Genomic DNA, 19,408 nt, shown 5'->3' on the forward strand with positions numbered 1-19,408 from the left:
CTTACTGACTGGCGTCGATGCGTGCCAGCGCGTCGCGCAAGATTTGCCCGGTGGCTTCCCGATCCGGGTCCCGGCGCAGCAACATTCCCTTGGCCACCGAAAGCTTGTCGCCGTTGCGGCGGGGCAGCACGTGCAGGTGGATGTGGAACACCGTCTGGAAAGCCGCGCTGCCGTCGTTGATGCCGATGTTTGTTGCGTCGGCCAATTCCGTCGCCCGGGCAGCACGGGCGATCCGCTGGCCGATGGTGATCATCTCGGCCAGCGTCTGCGCCGGGGTATCGGTCAAATCCACGCTGTGCTGTTTCGGGATCACCAGGGTGTGGCCGCGCGTGAACGGGCGGACGTCAAGGATCGCCAGGTAGTCGTCGTCTTCGCAGATCCGGATTGCCGGAGCTTCCCCGGCGACGATCGCACAGAACACGCAGGACATGTCGCCACCGTACTGGTTTGCTCGACACGGCCATCTGGCGACCGAGCCGGCATGCGCACCGCTGGAGCCGGTCTGCGCACATGATCAACCGACCCAGACGGCGACCGGCGTCGCGCGGGCTACGCTGCGGCAATGGACGCTCGTGAACTCGCCTTCGCCGGTGCGGGCGCACTGGCGAAGATGCTTGCCGACGGTGAAATCAGCGCGCCGGACCTCCTCGAGGTCTACCTAGACCGGATCGCTCGCCTGGAGAGCGAGCTGCGCTGCTACCGCGTGGTGCTGTCCGACAGCGCGCGCGAAGAGGCGTATGCGGCCCAGGAGCGCCTGGACGCCGGCGAGCGGCTGCCGCTGCTCGGCGTGCCGATCGCGATCAAGGATGACGTCGACGTCGCCGGCGAGGTGACGGCGTGCGGCAGCGGCGGCCACGGTCCGCCGGTGACCTCCGACGCGGAGGCGGTCCGCCGGTTGCGGGCGGCCGGCGCGGTGATCATCGGCAAGACCAATGTGCCCGAGCTGATGATCTTCCCGTTCACCGAGTCACTGACGTTCGGCGCGACCCGCAACCCGTGGAACCCGCAGCGCAGTCCGGGCGGAAGCAGCGGCGGGAGCGGTGCTGCGGTCGCCGCCGGACTGGCCCCGCTGGCGCTGGGATCCGACGGCGGCGGCTCGATTCGCATTCCGTCCAGCTGGTGTGGCCTGTTCGGCCTGAAACCACAGCGCGATCGCGTCTCCCTGGAACCGCACGACGACGCGTGGTACGGGCTGAGCGTCAACGGTCCGATCGCACGATCGGTGCGGGACGCAGCGCTGTTTCTCGATGCCACCAACACGATCGCCGGCCCCGAGGGCGAGTTCGTTGGCGCGGCCACCCGCGATCCCGGCAAACTGCGAATTGCGTTGAGCACCAAGCTCCCCACGCTCCCGCAGCGAGTCGGTCGCGAAGAGTTGGCGGCCGTCGACCAGGCCGGTGCGTTGCTCCGCGATCTGGGGCATGAGGTCATCACGGCCGACCCTTCGTATCCGTTGGTCTCGCTCTATGCCAACTTCCTGCCCCGCTATCTGCGCGGCATCAACGACGATGCCGAATCGCAGGCTCACCCGGAACGGCTCGAAGCACGCACCCGCAACATCGCACGCATGGGCTCGTTCTTCTCGGACCGAAGGATGACAGCCGTGCGGGCCGTCGAGGAGCGCGTGAGCGCCAAGATCCAGTCGATCTTCGATGAGGTCGACGTCGTCATCACGCCGGGTACCGCGGACGGCCCGTCGCGCATCGGTGCCTACCGGCGCCGCGGGGCCGTGTCGACGCTGCTGCTGGTCGCCCAGAAGGTTCCCTACTTCACGCCCTGGAACGTGACGGGTCAGCCCGCCGCGGTGGTGCCGTGGGACTTCGACGGCGACGGCCTGCCGTTGTCGGTACAACTGGTCGGCCGGCCGTACGACGAAGCGACGCTGTTGTCGCTGTCTGCGCAGATCGAGGCGGCCCGACCGTGGGCCCACCGCCGACCGCCGGTGTCATAGCTGCAAAGTCTCCCGCCAGGCCGCCAGCTTGACGCCCGGCCGCGTGGCATGGGCGGGACTGGTCGACGGTAGCCGGTGGAAGTGGAGTCGCTGATCCGCCCGTGCCAGCCTGCGATACAGCTCGGCGGCTTTGGCGCCGTTGAAGTAAACCCGCGTGATGGTGGGGTAGTTGGCGAACAACTCGGCAAAGTCGTTGACCACCAAGCTTTTCGGGTCGATCGCGGAATCCGCGCTGCCGGCCCGGCGGCAGGTGCGTAGCACGTCCCATAGGGCGACTCCGTGCGATCGCAGCGCCGCCAGCCGGGACTCGTATGGCGCGTTCTCGTCGAAACCGAAGAGCTCAGCGGTGATGGGCCAGAACGCATTTCGTGGATTGGCGTAATACTGTCGTGCCACCAGCGACTGGGCGCTCGGAAACGAGCCCAGGATCAGTATCCCGGCGCGGTCGTCGACGACGGGCGGGAACCCATGCAGAAGCGGCGCGGTCATCACAACACATCATGGCCCGTCGGCGTTGTACGTTGACCACGTGGACGACGGGGTCGACCAGAACATCGACGATCTGCTCGACGGAGTCGAGGGCACCGCGCGTGCGGAACGCGCCGAGCTCGTGCAGTGGCTGCTGGAACAGGGCATCACCACCGACGAGATCCGCGCCACCAACCCGCCGCTGCTGCTGGCCAGCCGCCGCCTGATCGGCGACGACGGTACCTACGTGTCGGCGCGCGAGATCAGCGAGCGGTACGGCATTGACCTGATGCTGCTGCAGCGCGTGCAGCGCGCCATCGGGCTGGCCCGCGTGGACGATCCCGACGCGGTGGTCCACATGCGCGCCGACGGTGAAGCTGCGGCATATGCCCAGCGGTTCGTGGAGCTGGGCTTGGAGCCCGATCAAGTGGTCCTCGTCGTGCGGGTCCTCGCCGAAGGTCTGTCACATGCCGCCGAAGTCATGCGTTATGCGGCGCTGGCGGCGATCATGCGCCCGGGCGCCGCCGAGCTCGAGGTCGCCCAGGCGTCGAAGGCGCTGGTGAGTCAGATTGCCCCGCAGCTTGGGCCGATGATCGAGCAAATGCTGTTCATGCAGCTGCGCCACATGATGGAGACCGAAGCGGTCAATGCCGCGGAGCGGGCCGCGGGCAAACCATTGCCGGGAGCGCGCGAGGTCACCGTTGCCTTCGCCGACCTCGTCGGATTCACCCGGCTGGGCGAAGTGGTGTCACCCGAGGAGCTGGGTCAGCTCGCCAGCAGGTTGGCGGGCCTGGCTCGCGACGTGACGGCCCCGCCGGTCCGGTTCATCAAAACCATCGGGGACGCGGTGATGTTCGTCTGCCCGGAGCCTGCGCCGTTGCTCGACGTCGTGTTGAAGCTCGTCGAGGCCGTCGACACCGACAACGACTTTCCCCGGCTGCGAGCGGGCGTCTCCTCAGGAATGGCGGTGAGCCGGGCCGGCGACTGGTTCGGCAGCCCGGTCAACGTGGCAAGCCGAGTCACCGGGGTGGCGCGCGCCGGCACCGTGCTGGTCGCCGATTCCGTGTGGGAGGCGGTCGGTGAATCCGGGGAGTTTTCCGGATCTTTTGCGGGTGCACGTCGCCTCAAGGGCGTCAAGAACGAAGTCAAGCTTTTCCGGGTCCGCCGGGGCGGTTACTCCGGCGACAACGACTGACCGGCCAAGTCGGGGCGCTGACTTTTGTCCTGAATCGGTGAACGTTTAGGCAGGCCCGGGCGGCTCTGGGGGGCGTCTGACACGGTCCGACGCGGCCGGCTCCTTCCCCTCTGCCGGTTCTTTGACTCGGCCGCTTCCGGGCCTGCTTCGCTCCCAAAAATACGCCGTTGAGCGGGCCATTTCAACGGTTTTGCGATTCCGCAATCGCGAACTTTCGCGACCATCTGACGTTCGCTGCGGGCGAAGCCGCTACGCATTGCACATGTAACGGTGTAATCATGTAATTATGAAATCACATCACACCTCAAGGCGACACGGTCGCCCGGGGGGCTGGCAGCAAGCGCAGCAACCCGACGCCAGCGGCGCGGCGGAATGGTTCGCCGGACGCCTACCCGAATCCTGGTTCGACGGCGACCCGACGGTCGTCGTCGACCGCGAAGAGATCACGGTGGTCGGCAAGCTTGCCGACAGCGCCGGGGAGGACGAGAGCGGGGCGCGCGCCGAGGGCCGGGCCTCGCGGTTCCGTGAGGAGACGCGTTCCGAGCGAATGAGCATCGCCGACGAAGCTCAGGATCGCTACGGACGCAAGGTTTCCTGGGGCTTGGAGATTGTCTCTAAAGAGGGCACCGAGCGAATTCTGTTCACGCACATCGCAGTTCCTGTGATGACGCGCTTGAAGCAACCGGAACGCCAGGTGCTTGACACGTTGGTAGACGCCGGTGTCGCACGGTCCCGCGCCGATGCACTGGCGTGGTCGGTCAAGCTTGTCGGTGAACACACCGAGGAATGGCTGGCCAAGCTGCGCAACGCCATGTCGGCGGTCGACGATGTACGCGCGCAGGGGCCAGACCTGGAAGCTTGAGCCAATGCCGCAGTGCCGCTTCGGCATTGGTGGTACTTCGGTGTCGAATGACCGTCGCTAGACGCTGTTGACCTTGTCGATGATCTTGTCAGTGATCTGGCCGGCCTGATCGCTGATGTGGTACCCGCACGCGTTGGTGTCGATGATCACGTTGTTCGCCACACCCATCGCGTGCTCGCACTCCCAGCCGTCGGCGCCCTCCTGAGTCTGCAGCACCGATACCTTCGGTGGGCTGCCCTGGATTGGGGCAAAAGTCCACCGATAGGTCTTGCTCGAACTGTTCGTGACCGTCACGGTCTGGCCGGCGCAGTTCTTCCATTTGTCTAGCGAGGTCTGCAGGAACGCCTTGGCCTTGTCGGCGGTCGGAAACGCCACCACGGCCTGGTTGACCCAATGGTCGTTGTTGTCTCCCGGCTCTTGGGATACCAGTCCGTTGATGCCGGTGAAGCCGCTGCCGGCGTACACCGGATCCTGAGTCGTGTAGAGCGCTCCCTGGCAGTCCGGTACCGACACCGTCATCGTCGACGTGCCCATCGACGTGATCGGTTTCCCGGGCTGGATGTTCGTTGCGCCCATGATGGAGTTGATATCCGAGGAACTCAGTAGCAGCGAGTTGAGACGCGTGGCCGCTATCGGATCGGGCGGTGGCTTCGGGCCGGGAATGATCAGCCAAATCGCCACGGCGCCCACGACGACGACGAGCACAACCGCGACCGCGGCGATGATCGGCCAGGGGTTGCGTTTGGGCTTGGGCGGGGGTTGCTGTCCCAGGCCCCACGGCGTGGGGCTGACGGGTTGCGCGGGCGGGAGGCCGCCCGGTGGCGGGCTGCCCCAGTTGCCGCTGCTGCCTTGGTAATACTGCGGGCCGGGGGCGGGCTGGCTGGGGGTGGGGACGGGGCCGCTCTGGGGTGCCCAGGGGCGAGGGGTCTGCGCGGGCGGTGGCACCGGACCCGAACCCGGGCCCGGGCGGGGGTACGGCGTCGGTGTCGGCGACGGGGGCGGGGGCGGTGTGCTGGCCCGCTGCACCGGAGGCGCGATCGCGGTGGCCGCGATCGTCGGTGGCTGCACGCCCGGCAGGGTGGCTTCTTGGCTGCGCCGCAGGATGTTGTCGGCGTGGTCTTGATCCGGAGTGCTGAGTGCCTCGTGGGCAGCCAGCGCCATATCGCCCGCACTGGCGTAGCGGTCCTCGGGCTTTTTGGCCATGCCGCGGGCGATCACCGAGTCGAAGGCCTTGGGGATGCCGGAACGCACCGCGCTGGGCTGCGGGATCGGGTCGCTCATGTGGGCTTTGACCAGTACGCCGGCGCTGTCCGCGCGATACGGCGGGGCCCCGGTCAGGCATTCGTGCAGCACGCAGGCCAACGCGTAGATGTCGGCGCGGTAGGTGACTTCGTCACCGGTGAATCGCTCCGGGGCCATGTATTTCCAGGTGCCTACCGCCGTGCCGAGTTGGGTGAGTTTCTCGTCGGTGGTGGCACTGGCGATGCCGAAGTCGACCAGGTAGGCGAAATCGTCCCGGGTGACCAGGATGTTGGGCGGTTTAACGTCGCGGTGCATGACCCCCGCGGCGTGGGCGGCGTCGAGAGCCGAGGCGATCTGGGTGATGATGGCCACCGAGCGCGGCGGCGTCAGCGGGCCGTACCGCTTGAGCAAGCTGTCCAAGTCGGTGCCCTCGACGAGGCGCATCTCCATGAACATTTTTCCGTCGATTTCGCCGTAGTCGTGGATGGGCACCACGTGCGGCTCCTGCAAACGGCCCGCGGTGCGCGCTTCGCGCTTCATCCGCTCGCGAAAGACCGGGTCCTGGCTGAACTGGTCCGACATCAGCTTGACCGCGACCGTCCACTCTTTGACGGTGTGCTCGGCCTCGTAGACCTCGCCCATCCCGCCCCGGCCCAGCAGCCGTTTCAGGTGGTAGGGCCCGAACGTCGACCCCGCCCGTGAGCCCTGCTCCTCGCTCATCGCTGATCCTCCAAACCAACCGCGAACCCGCCGACCATATCAACAATTTCCCGGCAGACCCGTCGGCCGCAACCCCCCGGTGAGCACTCATGACCGTATGCGTCGCCCTGGTCGGGCGCTCGATAACGGCAAACATCGACGGGGCGTGCCGCGGCCCTCAAATGTGCGCTGCGTTCCAAGGATTCATCAAGGATCTCCGCAGTACGTCGGTAGACCCTTGCTCCATGGCCACCGGGACCGACTTCAAGGCTCACCTCGCCGTCATGGCTGCCTTGATCGGTGTCGCGGCGATGTTGCCGCTGCAATGGCGCGCCAGCGTCCAGCGGGCCTGGTCATACGGCGTGTATTACGTCGGGTACCGGCTGCTGTCGGTTCAATTGACCTGCGGCTCTTTGGCTGTCAGCGCGCTCCCGCTGGTGGCCAAGCACGCATAGGCAGTGTCACTTGCCTGCTTTGCGTTGCGGGTCAAGCTGTCTGAGTCGCACCGCGAGCAGGATCACCAGCACGATCGCCTGGACGGCGCATGCGCCGACGGCTATCCACCAGCTACTGGCGGCGTAATCCCACATCGGGTCTTCGTCGCCGGCCGCGGTCCGGCGCAGATCGTTGAGATCGATGGTCGAGGCGGCCATCGCGTAAGCCCACCGGGACGGCGATAGCCAGGCCAACTGCTCCAGCGGGATGCGCCCTCGCACCCCAAACATCCCGCCGCACAGCACGAGTTCGGCCATCACCACGAGCACCAGCAGCGGCATGCCTCGGTCGGCGTTGCCGATTATCGCTGAAATCAGCAGACCGATCAGCATCGAGACCACGGTGACGGCGACCACCGCTACGGCCACTTCGACCCTGGGCCACGGCAGGACGACGGCCTGGTCCGGCGGGGGTAGACCCACGACTCCGAGGAAACCGAGAATCAGCCCTTGCAGCGTGGTCAACGCGGTCAGGACCACCACCTTGGAGGCCAGATAGGCGCCGCGTGACAACCCGATGCCGTGTTCGCGTTGATAGATGGCCCGTTCCTTGACGATTTCGCGGATCGAGGCGGCGCAGCCCATCAGCGCGCCACCGATGATCAGCAACACCAGCAATTGAGAGGGCTGGGTGGACTTCGTCTCGATGGCCTTGGTCAGCGACAACCCGGCCTTGCCCGGGACGGCGTGCGCGAACAGACTCAGCAGCAGCGGCAGGATCAGCAGGGTCACCGAATACTGGCGATCGGCGCCGATGACCGCCAGATACCGCCGGCACAGGGTGGTGAACTGGGCGAACGCGCTCTGCTGGGCGACCGGCTTCGCGGCCCGCGTTGCCGGTTTTGCGGCTTTGAGGACGGCGTGTGGCCCGGTCAGGGCTCCATGAATGGGCGACGCGACGTACCGGCCGGTCCAGTCGGTCGTGGTGTCGTGTTCGAGAAGGTTGAACAGGTCGGCGAAGTCGCTGCAACCGAAGTAGCTCAGCGCTTGTTGCGGCGGACCGAAATAGGCCAGCCGCCCGCCCGGCGCCAAGATGAGCAGCCGGTCGCACAGATTCAGCTGCGCGGTGTTATGGGTGACCACCACTACGGACCGGCCGTCGTCGGCCAGCGCGCGCAGGGTCTGCATGACGGATTTCTCGTACCCCGGGTCAAGGCCCGACGTGGGCTCGTCGAGGAACAGCAGCGATGGTTTGGTCAGCAGCTCCAGCGCCACGCTGGTTCGTTTGCGCTGACCGCCGGACAAACTGTCGATCCGTTGATTGGCATGCGCTGCCAGTCCGAGCTCGTTGAGGACTTCGTCGATGCGCTGCTTTCGTTCCTTGGCGGAGACGTCGTGCGGAAATCGTAGTCGTGCAGCATAATTCAGCGCACGGCGCACGGTCAGCGGTGTGTGCAGGATGTCGTCCTGCGGTACGAAGCCAATCCGGTGTCGGAGCTCGGCGTAGTTCTGGTAGAGGTCTCGATTGTCGTATCGGACCTCGCCGCTGCCGGCGGGGCGGAACCCGGTCAATGCGCCCAACAGCGTGGATTTCCCTGCGCCGCTTGGCCCCACCACCGCCATGAAGCACCGTTGCGGCAGGGCGAAACTGATATTGGCCAGCAACACCTTGCCCTTGTTGGTGGAGACCCGCAGGTTCGACGCCTCATACGACACATCGCCGATGTCGACGTGTTCCACGAGCCGGTCACCGGACAGGTGCAGCAGCGTGTGGCCGATGCCGACCATGTCGTCCGGTCCGATGATCGCGCGATTAATCCGGTTGCCGTTGACGTAGGTTCCGTTGGCGCTGTTGCTGTCTACGAGTTCCCACTGATTGCCGGAGCGTCGCAACACCGCATGGTGGCGGGAGACCAGCAAGTCGTCGAGCACGACGGTGTTATCGGTGGCGCGGCCAATCCCGATGAGTACCTGGTCCATTGTGTGCACCGCGGTCGGTGGCCGGGCAACCGTGGTCTCGCCGACCGGTCGTGTCGGCGGTGCAACGGGTTGTGTCCCGGGGGGGCTGGGCCGTTGGGCAACGGGGCAGACCTCCAGCGCCTGCCCGGAGGACGCCGACCCCAGCACGACGGTGATCGGCTGGCTTATCGTCAGACTCTCCACTCGCTGCCCGTTAACGAACATCCCGTTGCTGCTGCGGTTGACCAGGACCCACCCCGCGGGTGTCGGTTGCAGCACCGCATGGTGGCGCGACACTCTCGGGTTCTCCAGCTGGATGTCGGCTTCGTATGCGCGGCCAATGCTCCAGGACCGGCCACCGGTGGCCTGCCAGGTACGTCCACCGGCCCGCAGTTCCAACCTGGGGATGGTGGTGACCATATCGGTCCTGTCGTCCACGCATAGCCTCCGCTGTATTAGCTAGCCAATGTTGTTGGGCCGGATGATCTTTGGTGTCTTGGTGATACGCGCACGACACGGATTGCGGCTCAGCCGCCGAACTTGGTCCACCACGTGTGCAGATCCTCGATGGACGGGGGGTCCCCAAGGACATCACACAGCAACAGCTTGACCTGGTTGCTCCAGACCATGTTCGGGTGGTTGTTGTAGGTGCCGCATGCGACCATGCCGACGTCCACGTTCGGGGCGTTCGGGTGCTGCCATGATTCCGGGTTCTTTGTTCCTGCAGGGCAGGTGGCCATCTGCAGAAGTTTGATGTCGGCGTCGAACGCGTCTTTCAGGACGTTCGGATTCGCGAAAAGTCCGTAGACCGCTCGAGACGGCCCGCCCGGGTTGGTGTTCTGCTCGCAGTCGACCATGGCGAGCGCATCCGCCCAGATGGTGTTCGGCTTGGGAGTCGTCGCGGTGCACACGCCACTCGGGTAACCCAGGGGCACCAGACCCAGCAGCTGACCGTCGAGGTCACCGGCCGGGGTGGTCGTGGTGGTCTTGGGTGAGGTCCTGGTCGTCGTCGGGGTTGGGGTGCTGCTCGCGGTGGGGTGCGGCTGCGGGTTGTCCTCGTCCTGCGTGGCGACGTAGATGCCGACAGCGGCGAGCACGAGCACCACGACCAGGGCGGAGGCCCCGACGACGATCGGCCAGGGGCTGCGTTTGGGCTTGGGCGGGGGCTGCTGTCCCAGGCTCCACGGAGTGGGGCCGCCCGGCGGCGGGGTGCCGGGCGGCGCGCCCGCCCAGTTGCCGCTGCTGCCTTGGTAATACTGCGGGCCGGAGACGGGCTGGCCGGGGGTGGGGACGGGGCCGCTCTCGGGTGCCCAGGGCCGGGGCGTCTGCGCGGGCGGTGGCACCGGACCCGAACTCGGCCCCGGGCGTGGATACGGTGTCGGCGGTGTGTTGACCTGTGGTTGTGCCGTGGCCGGAGCGGTCGGGGGAGGGTCGACCTTGATGTCGCTGGCCAGGGTGGCTTCTTGGCTGCGTCGCAGGATGTTGTCGGCGTGGTCTTGATCGGGGTTGCTGAGTGCCTCGTGGGCAGCCAGGGCCAGGTCGCCCGCACTGGCGTAACGGTCCTCGGGCTTTTTGGCCATGCCCCGGGCGACCACCGAGTCGAAGGCCTTGGGGATGCCCGAGCGCACCGCGCTGGCTTGTGGGATCGGGTCGCTCGTGTGAGCTCTGACCAGCTCGCCGGCAGTGCCGGCACGATAGGGCGGGGTGCCGGTCAGGCATTCGTGGAGCACGCAGGCCAACGCGTAGATGTCGGCGCGGTAGGTCACCTCGCCGTTGGAAAACCGTTCGGGCGCCATGTATTTCCAGGTGCCCACCGCGGTGCCGAGTTGGGTGAGTTTCTCGTCGGTGGTGGCACTGGCGATGCCGAAGTCGACCAGGTAGGTGAAATCATCGCGGGTGACCAGGATGTTGGGCGGTTTGATGTCGCGGTGCATGACCCCGGCCGCGTGCGCGGCGTCGAGAGCTGAAGCGACCTGGGTGATGATGGCCACGGCCCGCGGTGCGGTCAGCGGGCCAAATCGGTTGAGCATGCTGTCCAAGTCGGTGCCCTCGATGAGGTGCATCTCCATGAACATCTGCCCATCGATTTCGCCGTAGTCGTGGATGGGCACCACATGGGGTTCCTGCAAACGGCCCGCGGTGCGCGCCTCGCGCCTCATCCGCTCGCGAAAGACGGGGTCCCTGCTGAACTCCGCGGTCATCACCTTGACCGCCACCGTCCACTCTTTGACGGTGTGCTCGGCCTCGTAGACCTCGCCCATCCCGCCCCGGCCCAGCAGCCGTTTTAGGTGGTAGGGCCCAAACATCGACCCCGCGCGTGAGGCCTGCTCCTCGCTCATCGTTGATCCTCCACATCAACCGCAGACCCGCCGACCATATCAACAATCACGGGCCGATCCGTGCCCGTAACCTCCGCGACCAGCAACCATCACGGTAGGCGGTTGCTGATCCGGACGCGCGACAAACGCGAGAACTCCTCGGCCGGTCGGTGCCGACGGGTCGCGCGCGGCCACCCACGCGGTGCCGCGAAATGTCTTGCGGCGATTGGTCATGCCGTTGTCGGGCAAGCCGACTGCCCACCGCGAGTGCATCGGCACCACGAGAAACCTTGCACAGCAAGGGTTTTCTATTGCTTCAGGGCGATCCCTCGCCGCTGTTGCCCCGAGGGATCTCAAACGTGAATTCGTGATCGCAGATACGGACGTGGTCGCCGTCCTTCAGTGTGGCCGCAGAACGGATCCGCTCGTGTTGGACATGCACACCATTCGAGGACCGCAGGTCGTTGATGATGTAGCTGGTGCCGGTGTCGACGATGACGGCGTGATGGCGGCTGACATTGGCGCTGGCCAGGATGATGTCGTTGTCGCTGAGCCGTCCGATCCGGGTCTCTGCCGAACGCAGGGGGTAGCTGCGACCTGACACTTCGTGCAGGTAGGCGATGGCCTTCCCCGGGACCTTGGTGCGCTGGTCCAGCAGGGTGATGGTGCCGACTGCCGTGGTCCTGGCCGATTTCTTGGCGTCCAGCGGTTCCTGGCGCAAGATCCGTTCATTGAGGTCACGCAGCGTCTGGCCGGGGTCGATCCCGAGCTCGTCGGCGAGCGTCGTCTTCACCCGGCGGTACGCGGCAAGGGCGTCGGATTGACGGTCGGTGAGGTAGTAGGCCGTGATCAGCTGGGCCCACAGCGGCTCGCGGTAGGGGTGCTCCGCGGTGAGGACTTCGAGGTCGATGATCACGGCCGCGGCGCGTCCGCAAGCGATTTCGGCCTCCGCCTTCGCGGTGTGGACCAGAATCTTTTCCTCCACGAGCGAGGTGGCAAAGGTGTCGACGAACTGAAAGTCGCGCAGGTCCTCGAGCACCGGTCCCCGCCATTGCGCCAATGCCGCCGACAGGTGCTGGCTAGCCTGCTCGAACCGGCTGGACGCCGCCGCGTGCACGCCGGCGGTCTTCTCGGTGATGAACCGCCCGAGATCGCAACTGTTTTCGGCGACGCTGAGCCGGTAACCCGGCGGCGCCGCGGCCAGCACGACTCGTGGGTCGATACCGACGCCGGTGAGGAGCTTGCGCAGATTGGACACGTAGGAGTGGATGCTGGCCCGCGCGCCCGACGGAGGCTCGTCTTCCCACAGGGCGGTGATGAGCCGCTCGACGCCGACCGGGCTGTTGCGGTTCATCAGCAGCATGGCGAGCACCGCCCGCTGTTTGGGGGTGCCCAACGGCACCAGGGTGCCATCGACAGTCATCTCCAACGGTCCGAGCAGACCGAATTCGAGACTTTTGTCTACCATCGTCGCTTACCAGCCCTTCCGGGTTCTCTGCGCGGCGTCATGCCAATACCGGGTCATTACTTGTCATTGTGATACCAACCCCTCGAATTCGGGAAAAACCTCCGAAGATTGGCGTGCCGTCACGACCGTGACCACGGGTGATCGCCGAGGGCTGAATTGTGTTCCCCGCCAGGGTGATCATCGACGGCTCGCGCGAATCAGATTGGGGTTCATCGAAAACGCGTATGGCGGGCAGCCGACGCGGTGCGATTGCACCGTGTGACTGCCCGCCGCGACGTGCACGCGGTCGCGGGTTAGGTGGTGACGACCATCAGCTGCTTGCTGGCGTCCCATGCTTGCAGGAACAGCGCCATGGGGATCTGTTCGTCGCGGCCATCGGGGGTGCCGCTGTCGTTGAGGTGCACCACGTTATTGGCGGTATCGACACCGATCACCACCACGGCGTGGTCGCCCCGCGGGTTTCCGTTCTCGTCCTTGGTTTTGACGGGCCGGTGCCAGAGGAGTTCTCCGTTGACGCTGACGATGACTTTGTGGCCCGCGCCCAATTGTTGCTCGATGCCCTCCATGCCGCCGCGGATGCCGTCTTTGGCAGCGTGCGCCTTGTTGGTCATCACGGCGCCGATCTTGTACTGCGCCAGCAATGTCGGGACATCCGCAAAGCTGGTGCCCATCCCCGAATTTGGGTTCTTGGTGTTAGCCGGCGTGGTGTAGATCGAGCCGGGGTGCACGACGCTCGGTGTGGCTTGCGCCTTTGTGATGATGGTGCGCTCCGAGGGCTCCTTGCCGGTCACCTGACCGATCACGTCGGCGGCCGACATCAGGACGCAGTCGTCGTATTTCTGGTAGCGCCAGTACTTGGCGGCGGCCGCGGGGTCGCCGTACATGGTGCCCGCCGCTGCCTCGGCCGGGGCGGCCAATCCCAGCGTGATGGCACCCGCGACGACTGCGAAGGCGGCGGTCTTGGCGATCGCGGCAATTCTGCTGGTCTTCATCAGTTGTCCTTTTCTCATTCCGCTGTGCTGCGGGGTGGTTGAGAAAAGGATCCGATCGTGGCCTATTTGTTATCTCCACGAATTCTTGGAGTGACCTCGCGCTGCGCCGGTAGGCGATCGACGCCTAGTTGCAGGCCCACGTGTCGATGGAACCGCCACCCAGTTTGGTCAGCGCGTCCTTCATCGCGACGGCCAGGGTGGGACCCACACCGCCCTGGAAGGCCCTGCCGTTGGTCGCGACGGCGCCGCAGTCGGTGAAGCTGGTGAGCACCTTGCAGTCCGAATACGCGCAGTTTTTGACCGAGGTGGCCTCGGCGGCCGGGCGAGTTGGGTAGTCCCAGGCGCGGCCCCAGGAACCGTTGCCGGAGTACGCGATCGCGCCGTATTGATCGGCGGCACCGGCCGCGGGAGCCAGCGCGATGCTGATCGCGGCGGCGGCGGACATGCCTGCGACGGCCACGGTGAACCGCCGTCGACGAGTAATCATCCTCATTGGTGATTCCTTTTCCGAATGCCGGCGGTCCGGCGGTTTCCACGGGTTGCGGTGCACGGCTGTGACGCCCACGTCGATGGCTAGACGGGCTTGGTCGCGGTGACTGTCTTGCCCCAGTCCGACAAGGTCAGCGTCACCGATGTGTCATTCGTCGGATGGATCTGAACCTGGACGAGGTGTGAGGAGCCGTCCGAGGCGATCCAGACCGTGGTGGGCACCGTTGTCACGCTCTCGGCGGTCAACTTCGAGCCGGCCAGCGTCGCGACGTCGTCGGCGGACGAGTTCCCGGTGATCTTCGTGGTCGCGACGCCGTTGACCTGCTCGGTGCCTGCCACCGACCCGCCCTGCAGTTTCGACACCAGGTTGGCCAGCCCCTTGTTGGGGTCGAGGAGCACCGACACGTTGTAGATCGAGGCGCCGTTGCCGAAGTCGGTGTAGGTGCCGGGTTGTCCGAGATCCGAATAGAGATGACCGTCGACGTAGACGAACTTCGCATCCTGGGGCGATTTGCCCACGAGCAGCGTCGCGGTGCCGGTGGCAACCGTCTGCGGAGTGTTGGAGACGTCGCCGTCGAGCTTGGTCACCCGCAGGTTGGGCACGTCGCCCTGCACCGTCAGGCCGACATGCAACCCGGTGACCTTGCTCATCGCGTCGGCGGCCTGCTTGAGCAGGGTGGCCGCTTCGCCGCTGGAGGTGGTGGCGGTGGTCCCGGGTGGTTTGCCGGTGTTCGAATTGTTGGAGCAGCCACCAATGGCGAGTACGAGGGCGAGCGCGGCGGCAGCGGCGGCCGTAACGGTACGAGGCGAGAGCTTCATCGACGTCTCCTTCTGTGTTGGCCACAGCTGCTTACTGCATAGCAATCGCCGCGCAGCAAATCAACAGCCGAACACAGAGCTTAGTGAGCCCGGTGTCCGCTTCGGAAGGTTTAAACCAGATCTCACCTAAGAAGGATCTCGGTGCTCCGTCACGAGCGGGACGCCGACGAGTCGAATTTTGTTGATTGACAGGATGTTCAAATGCTTCCCCGATTTCGGCCCGGTGCTCGGATCTGCGGCGTGTCGACGAATACGACGAGTGACCGCGGCGATGGGGAGCCCGAAACGGGAGCCGGAAACGGCGAATGGGGGGATCTCGGTTACCGAGATCCCCCCATTCGGAGTGGGTGGGTGCGATTAGGTGAGCTGAGGGGCGAGTTGCGGGCAGTAGGCCTTGGTCGCGTCGACGACGAAGTAGGCCGCTTGATGACTCGTCAGGTCCGTCTGCTTGAGGACCTCGGTGGCGACGTCCGTTCCGCTTTTGCCGGCGGCCAGCTCCCGGCACACCTGGTGGCCTTCCTTGACGGCCTCGGCAGGTGAGCTGAAGGTGATGCCCAGGGTGTTCATCTGGGCGATGAACGCCTCGTCGATTGTGCTGGCCGCCGCAGTGCTGGCGGTGGCGAGGGCGACGAGCCCGATGGCGGCGGCGCCGATCGCGGTGCTGGCAATTGTGCTGATGCGGTGAGAGAACATTGCTGTGATCCTTTTCAGGTGTGCGGTTGGGGTGCTGATGGAACTAGCGTCGGGCCCGCTCCTAAATGGATCCTCAATAACTTCTTGGCGTCGTTTCAGTAACGCCTCAGGTTGGCCCGGAGGGGGCCGGGGACGCGGTCGGTCGGGCGGGGGAGCTCAGGCCCGGGTCATCGCGTAGTAGGCGCCCCGGCGGGCCATGAGTTCGGCGTGGTTGCCCTGCTCGACGATGCGCCCGGACTCGACCACCACGATGCGGTCGGCATCGTGGATTGTCGAAAGCCGATGCGCAATAACGAAACTCGTGCGGTCCCGCCGAAGTTCGTGCATGGCCCGCTGAATCAGGGTTTCGGTGCGGGTGTCCACCGAGCTGGTCGCCTCGTCGAGGATCAACAGCTGCGGACGGGCGAGAAACGCGCGTGCGATCGTGATGAGCTGTTTCTCGCCGGCGCTGATGTTGGCGCCGTCGCCGCTGACCCGGGTCTGGTAACCGGCCGGCAAGGTGTGGACAAACCGGTCGACGTGGGCCGCCTTGGCGGCTTCGATCACCTCATCTGCGCTGGCCTCGGGCCGCCCGTAGGCAATGTTCTCCGCGATCGTCCCGTCGAACAGCCAGGTGTCTTGCAGCACCATGCCGATTCGCGACCGCAGTGTTTGTCTGCTCACCGTGGTGATGTCGACGTCGTCGACCAGGATTCGGCCGGAATCGACGTCGTAGAACCGCATCAGCAGGTTGACCAGCGTGGTTTTGCCCGCTCCGGTCGGGCCGACGATCGCCACGGTGCTGCCCGGCTCCACCGTCATCGACAGGTCTTCGATCACCGGCGTGCCCGGGTGGTAAGCAAAGCTCACGTGCTGAAATTCGACACGTCCGCGCGGCTGCGAGGTCTGGCCGTCGGGGCGCGCGGGCGCCGGGTCCGGTGCTTCCTCGGGCTCGTCGAGCAGATCGAACACCCGCTCCGCGCTGGCCACCCCGGATTGCAGGGTGTTGTACATCCCGGCCACCTGGCTCAGCGGCGTGTTGAACTGCCGGACGTATTGGATGAACGCCTGGATGCTGCCAAGGGTGATGTGTCCGGTCGCCACCTGTAGGCCGCCGAGCACCGCGACCGCGACGTATCCGAGGTTGCCGATGAACGTGGTGGCCGGTGCCACCAGGCCGGAGAAGAACTGGGAACCGAAGCTTGCGTCGTAGACGTCGTCGTTGAAGTTGCGGAATTGTTCGCGTGCCGCGTCCCGGTGACCGAAAGTCTTGACCACCGTGAACCCGCTGTACGTCTCTTCGATGTGGGCGTTGAGTCGCCCGATGCTTCTCCACTGCGCCACGAACAGACGTTGCGAGCGGCGCGCGATCGCACGGGTCGCCAGCAGCGACAGCGGCACGGTCAGCACGGTGATCAGAGTCAACAGCGGCGAGATCGACATCATCATCGCCAGCACCGCGACGACGGTCAGAATTGAGGTCAGCAGCTGGCTGATCGTCATCGACAGCGACGATTGGACGTTGTCGATGTCGTTGGTCACCCGGCTCAGCAACTCGCCGCGCAGCCGTCCGTCGAAGAAGGACAGTGGCAGCCGGTGGATCTTGTCCTCGACTGCGGACCGCAGCGCGACCATGGTGCGCTGCAGGGTCAGGTTGAGCAGCCGGGATTGCGCCCAAAGCAATAGCGCGGCAACGACATACAGGGTCAAGGCAACGGTCAGTGTTCTTGCCACCGCGCCGAAGTCCACACCGGCGCCGGGCACCACATTCATCCCGGACAGCAAGTCGGCGAACGTCCTGTCGCCGCGCGCCCGGGCCTGAGCGACGGCTTGTGCCTTGCTGATACCTGCCGGCAACTCTCGCCCGATCACGCCGTTGAAGAGCAGATCGGTGGCGTGGCCGAGGATTCGCGGAACGACGACGCCGATCACCGTGCCGGTGAGGCCCAGGGCGATCACCGAGATACTCAGCGCTCGTTGTGGCGCAAGGCGTTTCACCAGCCGAGCCGCCGTGCCCCAGAAGTCGCGGGATCGGGTGCTGGGAGCGGCGCCACGGGCGGGCAGGTTTGTCGCCTTGGTCACGACGCGCCCCCGACTTGACCCGGTCGCAAGGCGCCCACCGACTGCGAATCGGCGAATTCCGCGTAGGTGGCGCAGTCGGCCAGCAGCGATTCATGCGTGCCCGAGCCCACCAGTTTCCCGTTGTCCACGACGATGATCTGGTCAGCCTGTGCGGCTGTCGAAATGCGTTGTGTGACGACGATTATCGTGGCGTCACCGGAGATCTCGCGCAGAGCGGCACGAACGTGTGCATCGGTGTGCACATCCAGCGCGGAGAACGCGTCGTCGAACACATAGATCGCCGGGCGGCGGATGACTGCCCGGGCGATCGCCAACCGTTGTCGTTGTCCACCCGAGAAGTTCATTCCGGCCTGGGCGACCCGCATGTGTAGCCCGTCGGCGTGCGCCCGTACGAAATCGTCGGCGGCGGCCACCCGCAACGCTTCCCACATCTCCTCGTCGGAGGCGTCGGCCTTACCGAAGCGCAGGTTCTCCGCCACGGTGCCGGAGAAGAGATACCCGCGTTGGGGCACCAGGCCGATCGCCGACCACAGCCGCTCGGTGTCGTACTCGCGGACGTCGAGGTCGTCGAGCAGGACAGCGCCGGCGGTCACGTCGTAGAGCCGGCAGATCAGCGACACCAGCGTCGACTTGCCCGAGCCGGTGCTGCCGACGACCGCGGTGGTGGTGCCGGGCCGCGCGGTCAACGAGATATTTTGCAGCACTGGGCGATCCGCGCCAGGATAGGTGAAGGTCGCGCCGTCCAAACGCACTACGCCGGTGATTCCCTCTTTGGGGAGCTTGGGGTGTTGCGGGCTGTCGACGACTGCACGAGTGGACAGCACCTCGGTGATCCGCTCAGCGCACACCGACGCTCGCGGCAGCACCACCAGCGTCATCGTCGCCATCAGCACGGCCATCAGGATCTGCGTGAAGTAGGCCAAGAAGGCGGTCAGCGAGCCGACCTGCATCTGGCCGCGATCGATGCGCAGCCCGCCAAACCAGATCAGCGCGACGCTGGAGACATTGATGGTCAGCGTGGTCACCGGCAGCATCAGCGCTTGCCAGTTACCCGCCGTCAAGGACGCATTCGACAGCGCGGCATTGGCGCGAGAAAACCGGTCACGCTCAAAGCCTTCGCGGGTAAACGCCCGGACCACCCGCACCCCGGACAGCTGGTCGCGCATCACCCGATTGATGCCGTCGATCAGGGCTTGCATGCTGCGGAACAGCGGCAGCATGTGCGACATGATCCAGTAATTGGCCACAGCCAAAATCGGGACGCTGACCAGCAACAACCACGTCAGCGCGGCCTCTTGGTGGATGGCCATGAAGATTCCGCCGATGCACATGATCGGCGCGGTGACCAGCACCGTGCCCATCATCTGCACCAGGTACTGGATCTGCCGAACATCGTTGGTGCTGCGGGTGAGTAGCGTCGGCGCGCCGAAGCGGGCGGTCTCGCGCTCGGAGAAGGTGGTGACGTGTTCGAACATCGCCAGGCGCAAATCGCGCCCGAACCCCATCCCGGTCCGCGAGCCGAAGTACGTGGCCCCGACCGAGCACAACACCTGCAAGCCGGTGGCTCCCAGCATCACCATGCCGAGCTTGACGATCGTCGCGCTGTCGCCTTTAGCGACGCCCTCATCGATGATCGCGGCGTTGACGGTCGGCAGGTACAGCGTCGCCAGGGTGCTGATCAGTTGAAGCACCATCAGCACCGCCACCAGCCGGCGGTACGGCCGGATGTACTGGCGCAGCAGGGCCAGAAGCATTTGG

16 protein-coding genes are annotated in these 19,408 nt (G+C 65.8%); 4 read left to right on the forward strand and 12 right to left on the reverse strand.

Annotated elements, in window-relative coordinates; translation table 11 throughout:
* Position 1 precedes the first annotated feature (1 nt).
* A complete protein-coding gene (locus ACTXG5_RS13080; RefSeq protein ID WP_445164040.1) occupies positions 2–430 on the reverse strand; it encodes an HIT family protein in 429 nt (142 codons plus the stop codon).
* A 132-nt stretch (positions 431–562) separates the two neighbouring features.
* On the opposite strand from ACTXG5_RS13080, the gene ACTXG5_RS13085 reads away from it, so the two are divergent.
* Positions 563–1,951 (forward strand): amidase, encoded by a 1,389-nt coding sequence (locus ACTXG5_RS13085; RefSeq protein ID WP_445164041.1) that lies wholly within the window; start codon positions 563–565, stop codon positions 1,949–1,951.
* Here ACTXG5_RS13085 and ACTXG5_RS13090 read toward each other — a convergent pair.
* Positions 1,946–2,440: a DNA-deoxyinosine glycosylase gene (locus tag ACTXG5_RS13090; RefSeq protein WP_445164042.1), complete on the reverse strand. Its 495-nt coding sequence runs from the start codon at positions 2,438–2,440 to the stop codon at positions 1,946–1,948. The two genes, ACTXG5_RS13085 and ACTXG5_RS13090, sit on opposite strands and share 6 nt — an antisense overlap.
* A 25-nt stretch (positions 2,441–2,465) precedes the next feature.
* Here ACTXG5_RS13090 and ACTXG5_RS13095 point away from each other — a divergent pair, with 25 nt between their 5' ends.
* Together ACTXG5_RS13095 and ACTXG5_RS13100 are read left to right on the forward strand one after the other, a co-directional pair.
* Positions 2,466–3,614: an adenylate/guanylate cyclase domain-containing protein gene (locus ACTXG5_RS13095; RefSeq protein WP_445164043.1), complete on the forward strand. Its 1,149-nt coding sequence runs from the start codon at positions 2,466–2,468 to the stop codon at positions 3,612–3,614.
* Positions 3,615–3,900: 286 nt separating this feature from the next.
* Complete coding sequence (locus ACTXG5_RS13100) at positions 3,901–4,476, forward strand: hypothetical protein (protein ID WP_445164044.1); 576 nt, start codon at positions 3,901–3,903, stop codon at positions 4,474–4,476.
* Between the two features lie 57 nt (positions 4,477–4,533).
* On the opposite strand, the gene ACTXG5_RS13105 is transcribed toward ACTXG5_RS13100, so the two are convergent.
* Positions 4,534–6,438, reverse strand: a complete 1,905-nt coding sequence (locus tag ACTXG5_RS13105; protein ID WP_445164045.1) for a serine/threonine-protein kinase PknH/PknJ — start codon at positions 6,436–6,438, stop codon at positions 4,534–4,536.
* Between the two features lie 224 nt (positions 6,439–6,662).
* Here ACTXG5_RS13105 and ACTXG5_RS13110 point away from each other — a divergent pair, with 224 nt between their 5' ends.
* Positions 6,663–6,872: a hypothetical protein gene (locus ACTXG5_RS13110; protein ID WP_445164046.1), complete on the forward strand. Its 210-nt coding sequence runs from the start codon at positions 6,663–6,665 to the stop codon at positions 6,870–6,872.
* Between the two features lie 6 nt (positions 6,873–6,878).
* Here ACTXG5_RS13110 and ACTXG5_RS13115 read toward each other — a convergent pair whose 3' ends face one another.
* The 9 genes from ACTXG5_RS13115 to ACTXG5_RS13155 form a co-directional block, all read right to left on the reverse strand.
* Positions 6,879–9,248 (reverse strand): FHA domain-containing protein, encoded by a 2,370-nt coding sequence (locus ACTXG5_RS13115; protein WP_445164047.1) that lies wholly within the window; start codon positions 9,246–9,248, stop codon positions 6,879–6,881.
* A gap of 89 nt (positions 9,249–9,337) precedes the next feature.
* Positions 9,338–11,149: a serine/threonine-protein kinase gene (locus ACTXG5_RS13120; RefSeq protein ID WP_445164048.1), complete on the reverse strand. Its 1,812-nt coding sequence runs from the start codon at positions 11,147–11,149 to the stop codon at positions 9,338–9,340.
* Positions 11,150–11,444: 295 nt separating this feature from the next.
* Positions 11,445–12,596, reverse strand: coding sequence for an ATPase/transcriptional regulator EmbR (gene embR, locus ACTXG5_RS13125; RefSeq protein ID WP_445164049.1), 1,152 nt, complete (start codon positions 12,594–12,596; stop codon positions 11,445–11,447).
* Positions 12,597–12,889: 293 nt separating this feature from the next.
* Complete coding sequence (locus ACTXG5_RS13130; RefSeq protein WP_445164050.1) at positions 12,890–13,588, reverse strand: C39 family peptidase; 699 nt, start codon at positions 13,586–13,588, stop codon at positions 12,890–12,892.
* A 124-nt stretch (positions 13,589–13,712) separates the two neighbouring features.
* The gene (locus tag ACTXG5_RS13135) at positions 13,713–14,081 is read right to left on the reverse strand and encodes a DUF4189 domain-containing protein (protein ID WP_445164051.1); all 369 of its coding nucleotides are present in this window, start codon (positions 14,079–14,081) and stop codon (positions 13,713–13,715) included.
* Between the two features lie 80 nt (positions 14,082–14,161).
* Positions 14,162–14,896 carry an LppX_LprAFG lipoprotein gene (locus ACTXG5_RS13140; protein WP_445164052.1) on the reverse strand — a complete coding sequence of 245 codons (735 nt, stop codon included), beginning with the start codon at positions 14,894–14,896 and terminating at the stop codon, positions 14,162–14,164.
* 357 nt (positions 14,897–15,253) lie between these two features.
* Positions 15,254–15,589, reverse strand: a complete 336-nt coding sequence (locus tag ACTXG5_RS13145) for a DUF732 domain-containing protein (protein WP_445164053.1) — start codon at positions 15,587–15,589, stop codon at positions 15,254–15,256.
* Positions 15,590–15,745: 156 nt separating this feature from the next.
* Positions 15,746–17,650 carry an ABC transporter ATP-binding protein gene (locus tag ACTXG5_RS13150; RefSeq protein WP_445164054.1) on the reverse strand — a complete coding sequence of 635 codons (1,905 nt, stop codon included), beginning with the start codon at positions 17,648–17,650 and terminating at the stop codon, positions 15,746–15,748.
* A complete protein-coding gene (locus ACTXG5_RS13155) occupies positions 17,647–19,404 on the reverse strand; it encodes an ABC transporter ATP-binding protein (RefSeq protein ID WP_445164055.1) in 1,758 nt (585 codons plus the stop codon). The genes ACTXG5_RS13150 and ACTXG5_RS13155 overlap by 4 nt, the downstream gene beginning before the upstream one ends.
* Between the last annotated feature and the right edge of the window lie 4 nt (positions 19,405–19,408).

It is taken from the genome of Mycobacterium sp. Dal123C01 (genome assembly GCF_052566995.1).